The following is a 14,371-nucleotide window of genomic DNA, read 5'->3' on the forward strand; positions in this document are numbered from 1 at the left end:
GGCGCGCGAGCATCAACTCGCATCCATCGCCTACCCCTTGTGGGGCAACTGGCCCGTCGACCTCGGCCACTACCGCATGTTCGACATCGAACAGGAACCAGACAACGAGTACCTCATGAGCTGGTACCGCATCTACCTCGCCCTCGCCGGCATCCCGGAATACATCATCGCCGCCGAACTCACCGCTATCGCCAAGGGAACCGGGGCACCCTCCCGCGCACGCATCGAGGAATTACGCGGACCAACAGCCGCGGACTAATAGCCACTGAGACACGCGCCCTATCGCCGGCGTTAGCGGGGCGATCGGGTGCTCGCTGGAAATCGGGTTGGGCTCGCAACCTCGTGGAGCGTGGGTCGAGGGTCGTGGGTCGCGGGTTCAAGCCGTCCCTGCAACTCGATGTGATGTCTCGGATCATCGTTCATAGATAGAGCCTGACCCGGTTTGATACACGATGCGACGTACCAAGACATCGGCGACAGTGTTAGGGCTGCGATTTCCCCACAGAAACCCCACAACTCCTTGAGATGACTATCGGGCCCGCGGTCGGCTGTTGCATAAATATTTGAAAGTGAACGAATTCTTGATGTAAGCCCACCGTTCGTGCGGCTGGATTTAGAGTTCGAATCCCTCGCATGCCACGAAATTCATCGGGGTGATGAGCACCTCTATGCCACCATCGTGGTTAAATATTGAGACGAAGCGCCGACTATGACGTCTGCCCTAAGCCACGCTGTGTCATCGAGGGACGGCATCTCCTCGTCTTGCCGGCTTTGCCATTCCTGTTCTGCGGTCCCATCGAGCGTCTCGCTGTCACGCGTGGATTCCTCGCTGCCTCGCCATCCACGGGATCCACTGGATCGCCAAATAGCAGTCTGAAATCGGGTGAGTGGACCATGCCGCGTGGAGCGTCGCTTGTGCGCCGTCAGGTTAAGACGCAGGATGTTGGAACTCTGTCGCTTGACGGTCTCGAGACTCCAGTGCTTACCTCGCCAAGACGAATCAACGTAAGTTCTGGAGTTTCGACGGCCCTGACCGACTGTCCGCGGCTGAACCCCACCCGCTCGGCATCAGTGCCCTGGCGAATCCTTGGCACAACTGGTGCCTTGGGGGCAAAAGCCGTGTCGGGGTCGCGTTGGATAGGACAGATGCCCGGCAGCTCCGCCGTGACCGCGGCCATCAGGGTGGCCACAGCGGCCCGGCCGTCGAGCGACGACGTGCCCCGTGAGATTCCGGCTAGGGCGGGGTGTTGGTGACGATCCCCTTGTGCGGGAGCCGGGCGCGGTGTCGGCCTCGGTCGAAGCCCTCTATCCACTTGAAGTGGCACTTCCGCGCGAGCCGCAGGGTGTGAGCAAACACTGCCGCAATAGGCCTGATATGTCACACATCGTTCACGGGCAGGTCCGTCAACGCCGATGGGTAAGGTGGTGACCTTGATCTTTTGACTGTGCCGTCTACCAGCATCAGTCGCTGCGGTGTGCCGAAGTTCTGGCCAGCCGGCCGCTTACGCACTCACATATCGTTCCGGACAACGGTGTGACTACGCTCGGCATGATCCGAAGCATCCAGATGAATGGATGCCCGTGCCTGCGTGACGCGCACGGCTACGGGGTGACCCGGAGGCCGTCCATCCCGCCGTCTACTGCGAGCACTGACCCGGTCGTCGACCGCTGGTCCGGGCTCGCGAGGAAGCAAATTGCGCTTGCGACCTCATCGGCGGTCACCAGTCGGCCACTAGGTTGCCTTTGTTCCAGCGCAGCGCGTTCCGCCACGGGATCGGAGGCCTTCTCCAGCAGTCGAGCAACCCAGGGAGTGTCTGCTGTGCCGGGATTCACGCAGTTAACACGAATGCCTTCGTGGATCAGATCTGCGGCCATTGCTCGAGTTAGCGACTGGACAGCGCCCTTGCTTGCCGAGTACGCAGCGCGCTTGGGCAGGCCGACCGTTGCGGCAATGGAGCACGTGTTGACGATTGCTCCCGCATCGCTGCGCCGAAGGAAAGGGAGGGCGGCCCGACTGACACGGCTAATTCCGACCACGTTAACGTTGAGCACGGAAGCCCACTCCTCGTCCGTGGCATCCTCGACCGAACCGACGGCCCCGATTCCCGCGTTGTTGACGAGAATGTCGACCACCTCGGTGGACTCTCCTATGAGATCGAAGGCGGCATCAACGGACTCGGAGGACCCGACGTCGCATTTGATCCACTCGGCAACTCCGCCCATGTCTCCAGCGCTCAGATCTAGTCCAAAAACATGCGCGCCAAGACCGGCCAATTTCTGAGCGGTGGCGAGGCCAATTCCAGATCCGGCACCCGAGACGACCGCCGTCCGGCCGGTAAGTTGTGCAGACATAGTGTGTGTGCTCGCAATCCTGAGGTGGGTCTGGCCTTCATGGACCTAGCCAGTCGAGCCGACGGGGACCGTTACTCGATTGTGTCAAGATCATATAGGATAGATAGCAATCGTGTAGTATGTTTTTCAGTGGAGCGAAGAGGCTTTCTATCGTTCCTTGTTTGGTACGAGAGGAAAACCAATGAAACGACTAGTTGTCGGGATCGCTGCGGTGGCCGCAATGGCGCTCACCCTCACGGCGTGCTCGAGTCCGCCCACGCCGGGGCCAGATGAGAAGCCATCGCTCCTCATCTGGGTCGACACCCCACGGGTTCCTCAGGCTGAGGCCTATCAAAAACTCATGGCCGATAAAGTTGATATCAAGATCGAAGTTGTCGCCCAGGCTGACTTCCAGACCAAGATCGCACTGCAGAACACCACCAAAAAGGGTTGGCCCGACGTGATTTTCGGCGCCGCTGCCGACACGGCGCAGTACCACGACGTGAGCAACGGTTACGCCGCCGACCTCACCGATCTTGTTTCGCAGGAGATTTTTGACGGATTCGGAGAGGGCAACAGCGACTGCAAGTTCGATGGTAAGTATTACTGCCTCAAGAACGACCTCGCCAATACCGTGCTCTGGTACAACACGAAGATCTTTGCATCGCTCAACCTCACCGTGCCCACCACGATGAAGGAGTTCGCTGAGACCGCCATGAAGCTCAGCGGGACCGGCTACTCGGCCGGGGCCATTGGGGACCAGGGTTATTACTCGGGCTTCCTGCAGTCGAGCGAGTGCCCCTTGGCCGAATTGCCAAAGGCCGACACGGTGAGGATCGCGTCTAGTGACCCGAAGTGCACACGGGTTGCTGAACTGGTTCAGCCGCTTCTCGACGCCAAGGTGCTTGACAGCCGCTCAAGTTTCGACGCCGGCTTCATCGCTGACGTAGCGAAGCAGAACAAGGTCGCGATGACCATCAGCCCTTCGTGGTTTGGCGACTTCGTCATCAAGCCTGAGGCGTCATGGGGAGTCCCCGCCGGCGAAATCGCCAACGCGCCGATGCCCGCATGGGGCACTGGCGATGACAACAAGTCCGGGGCTTGGGGTGGTGGAGTCTTTACGGTCTCCTCTCACTCGAAGTTCCCTCAGGCTGCTGCTGATGCGGCAGTGTGGCTGACGACGTCAGATGCGATGGCAACAGCCGAGACGACGCCAACGTTCCCGGCCTACGGCCCGGCGAACAAGCTATGGGCTGCTCGTATCTCCGCTGACCCGTACTATGCTGCAGACGTCTATCCGGCAATGGCCGCGGGTGCGAACAACATCTCGCAGGTCGACCGGCCGCTGAGGCTTCCGTTCGTCGCACAGATCGGCTCGACGCTTCAGGCCGACATCAACGGTGGAAAGTCGCTCAAGGCCGCTGTGGATAACTTCGCGAGTAGCTTGCAGCAGCTTGCGCCGGCATCCGGTTACAAGGTAGAGACCAAATAGCAGAATGTGCGACGCCGGGGGGCACAATTCCCCCCGGCGTCGCACAGCGTGTTGCCAACGAAAGGGCTGCAGTGTTACGTTCACGAGTAAACCGGAAGAGCCTTTTCGCGGGGTCGATAATGTTCGCCCCGTACCTCGTTCTTCTGGTGGCGTTCGGTGTCATCCCGATTGCGGTCGCCGCCGTGACGTCTCTTCAGGCTGCGACGTTGAACCCTGGCGGCGGGCCTCTTAACTACCTCGTCGCCCTGCAGGATTTTCGCTTCTTGCCCGCGCTCGGCAATGTCGGCATATTCCTGCTTATTTACGTACCATCCATGCTCATCGTGGTGGCACTGATGTCGCTGCTTCTCGACACCGTGCAGGGGCGATGGAGCCTCCCTCTTCGCCTCACCTACATCGTTCCGGCCTCGCTCAGCGGGGCAACGGCGGTGTTGGTCTGGTACTTCCTGCTTGAGCCGACCCTCAGCCCGTACCAAGGGATCCTGCAAGCGATGGGCATCACTCAGGGCGTCGAGATCTGGCGCGCAGGCAACCTGGCGTGGATTTTTGCCCTGATGGCATTTTTCACCGGAGCGGGCAACTGGATAGTGGTGCAGTATGGGTCGCTGCAGTCGGTACCAGACGACATCCTGGAGGCCGCTCGGATCGACGGTGCGAACGCGTGGCAAGTGGCCTGGCACGTCAAGCTGCCGCTCATCCAGAAATATTTGGTGTACATGGGCATTCTTGTGTTCGCTGCGGGGCTTCAGGTGTTTGTGGAACCTCAGCTGATCTCTTCCTCTGTGTATCCCGGCTTGGCATCCAATTGGTCTCTGAACCAGCTCAGCTATAGCTTTGCGTTCCAGTCAAACAACCTCGGAGGCGCGGCGGCTCTGTCGCTCATGCTTCTTCTCGTGTGCGTGATCGGTGCGATCGTGGTTATTTTCAGAACTGATTTCTTCGACGGTGTGGGAGTGAAAGAAAAATGACAACAAACGCGGTGCGCACACCTTCCGTCGCTACTCGAATTCATGCTTCGCGCCATGCGCCTCAGAAACGCAGCCTCGCTGGCACCGCCGGACGTACGGTGGTGTGGGTCACTCTCCTGGGCTACGGGTTGCTGAGCATCATCCCGATGATCTGGCTCTTGATCGCCCCGTCAAAAACGGCCACCCAGCTCAATGATGACAACCCGTTCTCGTTCGGCAGCTTTGCCAACTACGGAGCGGCCTGGGGGAACCTGCTTACTTTTCAGGATGGCGTGATCGTGCAATGGGTGGTCAACTCAGTGCTCTACACAACGTCAATCGTGGTGATTTCCTCAGTGAGCGCGCTTCTGGCCGGCTATGCACTTGCCGTGACGGCGATCCCGTTTAAGCGCACTCTCTTGATTGTGACCCTGGTCGCCATGATTATTCCTCCGGTTGCTCTCGTGCTTCCTCTGTTCATCGAAATCTCGAACCTGGGCCTGTATGACACTCCGTTGGCTGTGATCCTCACCAGTTCGTTCTACCCGTTCGGCGTATTTCTTGCCTACATCTATTTCACGACATCCATCCCAAAGGATGTCTACGAGGCCGCTCGGATGGATGGCGCCGGCGAGTTCACAACGTTCTTCAGTATTGCGCTGCCGCTCTCGAAGGGCCTGCTGGGAATGCTCGCCTTCTTCAGTTTCGGCGCGGCGTGGGCCAACTACTTCCTTCCGTATGTCCTGCTCGGAACGGCTGCTAACTACACCCTTCCGGTCGGACTCGGCGTACTGTTCAGTTCGACGCCGGCCCTGAATCCGCTCAACGGGGCACAGCAGAGCGTCATTGCGCGACCCGAGATCGCGCTGGCTGGGTTGATCGTTGCTATTCCCATCCTGATCGTCTTCCTCGCGTCTTCCCGTCTTCTCGTGCGGGGCGTTCTTGCCGGCTCCGTAAAGAGCTGACACCGAGTCATCGGGCCGTGATTGACGGCCAGGTGATCACCGCGCGAATGACTTTCTCGCGTTCGTCGCCGAGTTCATTCTGTTTTCGTATGCGGCCCAAGATCGACCCGAAGTGGTGCCTCCGTGGCGGCAACGACCTCGGCGACGGTAACCCCCGGGGCCAGTTCCCTGAGGATCAGGCCATCCGCCGTGACATCGATCACGGCCAGGTCGGTGATGATGCGGTCGATGCAGGCCCTCCCGGTGAGGGGGAGCGTGCATTCGGTGACGAGTTTGGCCGAGCCGTCTTTGGCTACGTGCTCCATCACCACAATGACTCGCTCGGCGCCGGAGACGAGATCCATCGCTCCGCCCATGCCCTTAATGAGCTTGCCAGGCACCGCCCAGTTGGCGATATCACCCGCAGCCGAAACCTGCATCGCCCCGAGCACCGCGGTGGCGATGCGGCCACCGCGGATCATCCCGAAACTGGCAGCCGAATCGAAATACGAAGCGCCGGCGAGAACCGTCACGGTTTCCTTGCCGGCGTTGATGAGGGTGGGGTCGGCTTCACCCTCCCAGGGGTACGGGCCAACTCCCAATATTCCATTTTCGGAATGCAGGATAACGGTGATGCCGGCCGGCAGGCAGTTAGGGATAAGCGTCGGCAATCCAATGCCGAGGTTGACATAGCTACCGTCCACCAGTTCGGTGGCAGCCCGCGCCGCCATTTGTTCTCGTGTCCACGCCATCAGCCTCGCTCCTCTCGAATACGTGTCGTGGTCTTCTCGATGGGCAGCTCGCCAGCCTGATCGGCGGTGAGTTGCACGATGCGATCAACGTAGATGCCTGGGAGGTGAATCTGGTCCGGGTCAAGCTCACCGGGCTCGACGAGCTCGGTCACCTCGGCGATGGTGATGCGCCCGGCCATCGCGGCCAGCGGGTTGAAGTTGCGCGCAGACTTTTCGAACACAAGGTTGCCGTGCCGGTCGCCTTTCGCCGCACGAACCAGCGCGAAATCGGCCCTGATGGCATGTTCAAGCACATACTGCCGCGGTGCATCGAGCGATTCGATGGTGCGTGTTTCTTTGGCGGGGGATGCCACGGCGACGGTTCCATCCGAGGCGTACCGCCAGGGCATCCCGCCCTCTGAGACCACCGTGCCAACCCCTGTCGGAGTGTAGAACGCCGGGATACCGACGCCACCGCAGCGCAGCCGCTCGGCGAGGGTGCCCTGCGGGGTCAGCTCGACCTCGATCTCTCCCGCGAGATATTGGCGCGCGAATTCTTTGTTCTCACCGATGTAGGAGGCGACAATGCGCCGGATGCGGCCCGCGGACAGTAGCACGCCGAGACCCCAGCCATCCACTCCGCAGTTATTGGAAACGACCTCGAGATCGGTCGAGCCGTGGGCAAGAAGGGCGCTGATGAGCGTCATGGGCACACCGACGAGGCCGAAGCCACCGACCGCGAGGGTTGCGCCGTGGGGAATGTCGGCGATCGCCCGATCGGCCGAGTCGAAGGTCTTGTCCACGGTGACTCCCATCAGTTCTTCGCCACCCTCAGGCTAGTAGCAGGGTGAGGGTGGCGAAGCAGCGCAGAAGATCGATCATGGGAGTCCAGGCGCCACACGTCAGCCTGAGGTCTCACGTCGTCCTGCATAGTCAGCCAGACGTTGTGCTCGTTGATCACCCCGATCATTTCGTGATCACTTCCGCGTGGACGAATTCGTTGCGCAGGATGCCTCATCTCCGGTGACGAGCGCCGCGACGGCATCTCCGCGGAATGTCGCATGCGCTCCCCTAGATCGAACCTCTTCCGAGGTGTTTCGAGGCTCTTGACCTTCGATCCGAGGATCCAGTGCCACGGCAGCGAGGCTAAGCAGGGTTGTGTAGTCGTATTCTCCAGCGCCCTGGTTGATCTTGCGAGAACTCGGGCGTGTGCCGAGTCGTTGACATGAGCCCCGAAGCTCCTATAAAGTGAGCCTTATCAAAGACGATATAGGATTCCTGGACATTGCCGCCGCGGGGTCCGGTTGTGGAGTGCAGGATGCGCCGATGGAATCCGACCAGGCCCGTCGCCCTGATACTGGGGGCGGCCCTTGTCGCCGGGGGCGTCCTTGCCAGCTCGTCAGTGGCGACCGCTGCAGTGCAGGCCACCCTATACGCGTCTCCCACCGGAACGGCGACGTCAGGTTGCTCCATTTCCGCTCCGTGCAGTTTGCTGGCCGCGCAAACTGTTGTGCGCAGCATGACCGCAGCAATGACCGGCGATATCGTGGTGCAGCTTCGTGGTGGCACCTATCGGATGTCGTCGACCTGGGCATTCTCGAATAGCGAACGAGACTCCGGTACAAACGGTTACCGCGTCACCTACACGGCCTATTCAGGGGAGATTCCCCGGATCAGTGGCGCCAAGAAAATCACCGGCTGGACTCTTTACGATGCTGCGAAGAATATCTGGAGTGCTCCGGTTGGCACCTCGCTTCGAACTCGAGAACTGTATGTCAACGGGGTGCGCGCCCACATCGCCCGTGGGCCGTCCAACCCCACCGGTTGGGGAACACCAACATCAACCGGACTACTGGCTCCAGACTCGACGCTGGCGTCCTGGCCTGACATCGTGGGCACCGAGGTCGTCAGTGAGAACACGTGGGTGCACAAGTCCTGCCCGATCACCGCGGCGTCCGGCACCAGCGTCACCCTTGCGCAACCCTGTTACGCAAACGCCGGGGTGCCGTTCGTTTTCAACTCGGGAGACCGAATTCCTCAGGAAAAGTTCAATGTTTCCTGGCTGCAAAATGCGTATGAATTGCTCAACAACCCTGGCACTTTTTACCTCAAGTCAAGTGCCGGGACGCTGTTTTACGTTCCTCGCGCTAATGAGGATCTCGCCTCGGCTGACGTCGAAGCGCCGGTGTTGGAAACTCTTGTGCGCGGCACCGGGACGGCCGCTGCGCCTTTGACGAATATCACGTTTTCCCGGTTGGTTTTTGAGCACGCGACCTGGCTTGAACCATCGACCAGTGGTGGGTACGCGGAGGGTCAGGCCGGCTGGCATATCACCGGAGCCAACACTCAAGTTCCGATGGCTAATCTCACCCGGACGGCGGGCAATCTCGTTTTTGATCATTCGACTAATCTGAACTTCACCGGAGACACGTTTACCCACCTCGGGTCAGTGGGCCTCGAATTGACCCTGGGGAGCAAGAACAACACAATCCTGGGCAGCACATTTACTGACATTGGCAGCAACGCGCTGCAAATCGGCAGCGTCACCGTGGCGGACAGGTTCCCCGCCGACGGCGACAAAGTCACCGGCAACACGGTGAAGAACAGCGTGATCACCTACGCCGGTCAGGTGTACCGAGGGGCGGTCGGAATCTTTGTGGGTTACACCACCGGAACGACCATCACCCATAACGCGATAGGCCAGCTTCCTTACACCGCGATCAGCGTCAATCTTGGCTGGGAGGGCCTGTCGTACAGCGGGGACGCGACCGTGACCTACAACGAGATCTTCCAGGACATGGGAGTCCTTACCGACGGCGGTGCGATGTATAGCCAGATGGCGATGGCGAGCCCGTCGGTCATGAAATACAACTACCTCCACGACGAGAAGATCACCTGGGGCGGCGCCGTCTATCTCGACGCCACTACGGGGAATTGGACCGTGCAAAACAACGTGCTCGACACCGGCACCGGCGCGTCTCGGTTTATCCAGTGCTGCTTCGCCGTGGAGGCACGAAACAACGTCGTCCAGTTCAACTACAGCAATGCCTCGGGCACTGCGAGAGGCGTTCCCCACCCGTCGAACACCGTCAACAACAACTATGACAACCTGACGAGTTTCCCGGCGGAGGCGCAGACGATTATGGCGGGTGCTGGTTTGGAACCGGCCTTCGCATACCTGCTATCGGAGCGCACTTACAACGACACCACCAACGGCATCAGCTACAGCGGAAACGGATGGACATATTCGCCGGATCGTGGGTACGGTGATGTGGGCGACGACCTCCGGTACAGCAACGCCGCCGGAGCAGCGGTCACCATTCCCTTCACGGGCAGCGGGATCTCTTGGCTCACCCAGCGGAGCACCTTTACTGGCCCGGTTCAGGTCTACGTGGATGGCGTCGACCAGGGCACGATCACACCGCCGACCAGCGGCGCCCCATATCCGACCCGGCACGTTGGCTACAGCATCAACGGGCTGGCTGCAGGAAACCACACGCTCAAGATTGTCAACAACGGGGCTGCGCTGATTACCGTGGACGCGTTCACGGTGTCGGGCCCACGCACAACCGTCAATGACGGGGCCGCGGGAGTCATTTACTCGGGCTCCGGCTGGACCTACGCAAGTGGGCGCGGGTATGGCGACTTCGGGGATGACCTGCACTACAACTACTCGGCCGGCGCTACCGTCCAATACGCCTTCACAGGCAGCGGAATCGGGTGGCTCGCCCAAAGAAGCTCCTTCACCGGCCCAGTCCAGGTGTACGTCGACGGCGTTGATCAGGGTGTCATCACGCCGAAGTCCAGCGGCAGCCCCTATCCAGTTCAGCAGGTCGAGTACAACATCACGGGCTTGGCGGCGGGGTCTCATAATCTCAAAATTGTGAACATCACCTCCAAGCTTTTCACCGTCGACGCGTTCACCATCGAGAACAACCGCAAGACCAGTAACGACACCGATCTGGCAGTGATCTACAGCGGAGCCGGGTGGACCTACGCAAGCGCTCGCGGGTATGGCGACTTCGGGGATGACGTGCACTACAGCCGTGCTGCCGGAGCGACGGTCACCGTGCCCTTCACCGGCAGCGGTATCGCCTGGCTCGCCCAGGCAAGCACCTTCACCGGGGCCGTTCAGGTACATGTCGACGGTGTCGATCAGGGGGCAATCACCCCGGCGAAGAGCGGCAGCCCGTATCCAACGCAGCAGATCGGCTACAGCATCACCGGCTTAACGGCGGGGGAACACACTCTCAAGATCGTCAACAATGGCGCTGCTCTTATCACTGTTGACGCGTTCACCGTCAAGCAGTAGCCGCAGGCACCCGTGACAGCGATCACAGCACGCTTGTGGTGATACGGGCTCTTCCGGTGAGCGCGACGGTGCGTTCGTCGACGAGTTTGCAAACACCGCTCAGTGGGCCATATCGCCCGCAGCCGAGATCTAAGTCGGCCCTGGTGGCGTGGGCAAGCACTTACTGCCGCTGTGCATCCAGCGTGTCGATGGTGCGCTTTTCTCTGGCGGGGGATGCCACGGCGACCGTTCCATCCGAGGCGTACCGCCAAGGCATCCCGCCCTCTGAGACCGCCGCGCCGGATGCGGCCAGCAGACAGCAGCACGCCGAGACCGCAGCCATCCACTCCGCAGTCATGGGAGACGACCTCGAGATCGGTCGAGCCGTGAGCAATGTCGGCGATCGCCCGATCGGGCAGGCCAGTGCCACCGCAGTGTGGGAGCGCGACCAGATGATTCAGTATGTGACCTACACGGGGGTTCGCGATCGGCTGCCCAAGCGGCTAACCTTTACCTACCCGTTACATTGCGTGCCTGATGGCACGCGATCCGCAACCCGAAGAATCGATACGGCGCTGCCTGCGCGTTCGAGCCAGAGGAGCAACGCCATGACACTGCGAGCAACGCTGCGGTCTGGCCTCTCTGCACACGTGACATCGCTCCGGATGGGTTCTGCGTAGTGCCCACGTTCGAGGATGAACGGCAGCTGGCCGAATTGCCGCCCACGCTGACGCGTCGTGAGGCCCGCGCGCGTGAGGCCGCGGCTGCCGCGACGCGCCCCGGCCGAGGTGTGAGCCCTGCCCCGCCTGACCCTGACACCATCATCATGCCCACGACGCTCGCGCCGGTCGAGCCTCCCGCGGAGGCCGTGGTCGGCCTCCGTCGGCGTGCCGCCAGCGTGCCGAAAAAGACCCTGGCTCACCGACGTGCGTCCGTGCGAGTGGGCCGGGCCGTTCGTTCGGCCCACACCTCGCCCAAGCGATCGACGACGATCGGATCACAATTTGTTTCACTTGGCGCCCTGATCATCGCGGGCGCCCTGCTTGTGGGCTCGTCTGTGCCGATCAACGTGCTCGGCACCGAGGCGAGTGCGGCCGCTGCCCCCAATGTCGCGACGGCGAGAAGTTCCGGTCAGACCCTCCTCGTCCCCGCCAGCGGAATCGCGGGAGCGACGGTGCGCGACAGCTTCGACGCTATCTCGGGCGCTGAGATGCTCGCATTGAAGTATTCGGGATCCGACTACTCCTACAGCGTGACCAGTGGCGCTGTGCGCTGGCCATTCCCATATACCGTGCCGATCACCGACGGATTTGGTCCGCGCGCCAGTGGCTTTCATAAAGGGACCGACTTCGTGCCGGGCGAGGGCGCGCCTATTTACGCGATCGCCGACGGCGTTGCCGTGTCGTCGGGCTATGACGACTCCGGATACGGCAACCACGTCATCATCCAACACAATCTTGGCGGCGTGAATATTAAGAGCAATTACGCGCACATGGCGATGAACTCCAGCCCCATCGTGGCCGGCCAGCAGATCAAGGTGGGTGACTTTCTGGGGTTGGTGGGTGACACCGGAATCTCGTATGGCGCACACCTGCATTTCGAGATCTACATCGACGACGTGCCGGTGGATCCATTCGAGTGGCTTCAGGCGAACGCGATAAACAACTAGCCGCGCAGTCGGTTAGCTGCGCAGCCAGACCGCCGTGTCGGCCGGTAACGCCCCGCCGATGATGTCTTCGCTGGCCAGCAGCAACTCCCCGATCGGCAGCTCAACGGCCACCTTGCCGAGATTCACGATGACGGTCACGGGGCCATTGCGCAGCGCGATGACATCGGGCCCGTAGCCGTCGAGCCACTGCACAGCGCCGGCGCCGAGTCGGTGTTCGGAGCGCAGTGCGAGAGCCGTGCGGTACAACTCGAGCGTGCTGCCCGCGAGACCCTCCTGCGCGTCGCGAGCGTAAGGCGCCCAATCCTCTGGCTGCGGCAACCAGCTGTTGCCCGACGGGCCGAAGCCGTACGACGGCTTATCGGCCTCCCAGGGGATCGGCACGCGGCATCCATCACGACCATACTTCTCGTGATTCGTGCGCAACCAGGTCGGATCCTGGCGGGCAGAGTCGGGAAGCTCCATATCTTCGGGCAGGCCGAGTTCTTCACCCTGGTACAGGTAGGCGCTACCCGGAAGTGACAGCATGAGGGACGTCGCGGCGCGGGCGCGACGGAGGCCGGACGCGGTGTCGGGCTTTCCGGGCGTCTTCGGCCCGATGCCGGAACCCTGCGGAACATCCGCATGCAACGCCAGGCGGGTCGCGTGCCTGACGACATCGTGGTTCGACAGCACCCAGGTGCTCGGGGCACCGACGGCGCCAAATGCGGCGATCGAGTCGTCGACGACCTTGCGCATGTCACGCGCTGTCCACTCGGTGAACATGTAGCCGAAGTTGAAGGCCTGGCTGAACTCATCCGGTCGCACCCACAGCGCCATTTTCTCGAGTGGATCGACCCAGGCCTCGGCGGCCATCACGCGGTCGCCGGGGTATTCGGCGAGAACGGCATTCCAGCCGCGCCAAATGTCGTGCACGCCCGAATGCCCCCAATACGGCGGGTCAGGCGGCACGTCGGCGATGCCGGGAACGAGGTCGGTAGCCGCAGCAGCGGTGCCACCCATGCTGGCCGTCTCCATGGGCGGGGTGTAGTCGGGAAGCCCCTCCTCCTTGATCATGCCGTGCGCGACATCCACCCGGAAACCGTCGACGCCGCGGTCGAGCCAGAAGCGCAGGATGTCGAAGAACTGCTCGCGAACCCACGGGTTTTCCCAGTTCAGGTCGGGCTGGCTCACGTCAAAAATGTGCAGGTACCACTGGCCGGGCGTGCCGTCGGGGTTAGTGATGCGCTGCCACATCGGGCCGCCAAATACCGACTCCCAGTTGTTGGGGGCGATGTCACCGTTCGGGCCCTTGCCGTCGCGGAACATGTAGCGATCACGCTCGGCGGATCCCTCCGACGACGCCAAAGCCTCCTGGAACCAGCGGTGCTGATCGGAGGTGTGGTTCGGAACCATATCGGCAATGACTCTGAGCCCAAGATCGTGGGCGGTGGCCATGAGGGTATCGAAGTCGGCAAGAGTCCCGAACATGGGGTCGACATCGCAGTAGTCGGATACGTCGTATCCTGCGTCCTTTTGCGGAGAGCTGAAAAACGGCGAGAGCCACACGGCATCGACGCCGAGCTCGGCGAGGGAATGCAGGCGACTGGTGATGCCCGGCAGGTCGCCGATGCCGTCACCGGTAGAGTCAGCGAAAGATCTAGGATAGATCTGATAAATGACGGCGGTGCGCCACCACTCGGAGCCCGGCGAGGTGACCTGTTCGCCTGTGACAGGACGGTCGGCGGGCACAGTGAAGTCCGGGGCACTCTCGAGGGTCATGCGATCACGATACTTCATGCAGGCCGACGTGCAAGCGCTTGCACGGAGGAGGCCGCGCGCTGGCGCCCGCGCTCCACGGCGTGCCGCCCGGCCCGCGCGGCGGGAGAAACTGCCGGTGCGGCGGGAGTTGTTCACCGTCGGAGGGAGTAGCGACTCCCGCCGCGCGCGGTTTTCTCCCGCCACACAGGAGCGGGAGGGGCGCGCGGAT

Annotated in this window: 11 protein-coding genes; 7 read left to right on the top strand and 4 right to left on the bottom strand. The window is 61.6% G+C overall.

Annotated features, from left to right (window positions below):
- The coding region (locus RMN95_RS11985) for a hypothetical protein (RefSeq protein WP_309617141.1) at positions 1 to 259 on the top strand (259 nt) is incomplete at its 5' end.
- 1,343 nt (positions 260 to 1,602) lie between these two features.
- Here the strand turns inward: RMN95_RS11985 and RMN95_RS11990 are convergent.
- The gene (locus tag RMN95_RS11990) at positions 1,603 to 2,352 is read right to left on the bottom strand and encodes an SDR family oxidoreductase (RefSeq protein WP_309617142.1); all 750 of its coding nucleotides are present in this window, start codon (positions 2,350 to 2,352) and stop codon (positions 1,603 to 1,605) included.
- Positions 2,353 to 2,533: 181 nt separating this feature from the next.
- On the opposite strand from RMN95_RS11990, the gene RMN95_RS11995 reads away from it, so the two are divergent.
- The 3 genes from RMN95_RS11995 (at position 2,534) to RMN95_RS12005 (ending at position 5,735) form a co-directional block, all read left to right on the top strand.
- On the top strand, positions 2,534 to 3,823 hold the full coding sequence (locus RMN95_RS11995; protein WP_309617143.1) for an extracellular solute-binding protein: 1,290 nt from the start codon (positions 2,534 to 2,536) through the stop codon (positions 3,821 to 3,823).
- Between the two features lie 119 nt (positions 3,824 to 3,942).
- Positions 3,943 to 4,791 carry a sugar ABC transporter permease gene (locus RMN95_RS12000; protein WP_309617144.1) on the top strand — a complete coding sequence of 283 codons (849 nt, stop codon included), beginning with the start codon at positions 3,943 to 3,945 and terminating at the stop codon, positions 4,789 to 4,791.
- Positions 4,788 to 5,735, top strand: a complete 948-nt coding sequence (locus RMN95_RS12005) for a carbohydrate ABC transporter permease (protein ID WP_309617145.1) — start codon at positions 4,788 to 4,790, stop codon at positions 5,733 to 5,735. The genes RMN95_RS12000 and RMN95_RS12005 overlap by 4 nt, the downstream gene beginning before the upstream one ends.
- A 74-nt stretch (positions 5,736 to 5,809) precedes the next feature.
- Here RMN95_RS12005 and RMN95_RS12010 read toward each other — a convergent pair whose 3' ends face one another.
- The gene (locus RMN95_RS12010; RefSeq protein ID WP_309617146.1) at positions 5,810 to 6,466 is read right to left on the bottom strand and encodes a CoA transferase subunit B; all 657 of its coding nucleotides are present in this window, start codon (positions 6,464 to 6,466) and stop codon (positions 5,810 to 5,812) included.
- Complete coding sequence (locus tag RMN95_RS12015; protein ID WP_397545290.1) at positions 6,466 to 7,248, bottom strand: CoA transferase subunit A; 783 nt, start codon at positions 7,246 to 7,248, stop codon at positions 6,466 to 6,468. The genes RMN95_RS12010 and RMN95_RS12015 overlap by 1 nt, the downstream gene beginning before the upstream one ends.
- 716 nt (positions 7,249 to 7,964) lie before the next feature.
- On the opposite strand from RMN95_RS12015, the gene RMN95_RS12020 reads away from it, so the two are divergent.
- From RMN95_RS12020 to RMN95_RS12030, 3 genes are all read left to right on the top strand, one after another.
- Positions 7,965 to 10,757, top strand: coding sequence for a hypothetical protein (locus RMN95_RS12020; RefSeq protein ID WP_309617148.1), 2,793 nt, complete (start codon positions 7,965 to 7,967; stop codon positions 10,755 to 10,757).
- A gap of 188 nt (positions 10,758 to 10,945) precedes the next feature.
- Complete coding sequence (locus tag RMN95_RS12025) at positions 10,946 to 11,416, top strand: hypothetical protein (RefSeq protein WP_309617149.1); 471 nt, start codon at positions 10,946 to 10,948, stop codon at positions 11,414 to 11,416.
- A complete protein-coding gene (locus RMN95_RS12030) occupies positions 11,416 to 12,405 on the top strand; it encodes a M23 family metallopeptidase (protein ID WP_309617150.1) in 990 nt (329 codons plus the stop codon). Before RMN95_RS12025 ends, RMN95_RS12030 begins: the two co-directional genes overlap by 1 nt.
- 12 nt (positions 12,406 to 12,417) lie before the next feature.
- Here RMN95_RS12030 and RMN95_RS12035 read toward each other — a convergent pair whose 3' ends face one another.
- Positions 12,418 to 14,163 (bottom strand): glycoside hydrolase family 13 protein, encoded by a 1,746-nt coding sequence (locus RMN95_RS12035; RefSeq protein WP_309617151.1) that lies wholly within the window; start codon positions 14,161 to 14,163, stop codon positions 12,418 to 12,420.
- Between the last annotated feature and the right edge of the window lie 208 nt (positions 14,164 to 14,371).

It is taken from the genome of Salinibacterium sp. (assembly GCF_031364185.1).
GTDB lineage: Bacteria > Actinomycetota > Actinomycetes > Actinomycetales > Microbacteriaceae > Rhodoglobus.

Bases quoted from the DNA above. Each gene is read 5' to 3' on its own strand.
- RMN95_RS12035 (WP_309617151.1), bottom strand. From the start codon at position 14,163: ATGACCCTCGAGAGTGCCCCGGACTTCACTGTGCCCGCCGACCGTCCT.
- RMN95_RS12025 (WP_309617149.1), top strand. From the start codon at position 10,946: ATGGTGCGCTTTTCTCTGGCGGGGGATGCCACGGCGACCGTTCCATCC.
- RMN95_RS12020 (WP_309617148.1), top strand. From the start codon at position 7,965: ATGACCGCAGCAATGACCGGCGATATCGTGGTGCAGCTTCGTGGTGGC.
- RMN95_RS11990 (WP_309617142.1), bottom strand. From the start codon at position 2,352: ATGTCTGCACAACTTACCGGCCGGACGGCGGTCGTCTCGGGTGCCGGA.
- RMN95_RS11995 (WP_309617143.1), top strand. From the start codon at position 2,534: ATGAAACGACTAGTTGTCGGGATCGCTGCGGTGGCCGCAATGGCGCTC.
- RMN95_RS12005 (WP_309617145.1), top strand. From the start codon at position 4,788: ATGACAACAAACGCGGTGCGCACACCTTCCGTCGCTACTCGAATTCAT.
- RMN95_RS12000 (WP_309617144.1), top strand. From the start codon at position 3,943: ATGTTCGCCCCGTACCTCGTTCTTCTGGTGGCGTTCGGTGTCATCCCG.
- RMN95_RS12010 (WP_309617146.1), bottom strand. From the start codon at position 6,466: ATGGCGTGGACACGAGAACAAATGGCGGCGCGGGCTGCCACCGAACTG.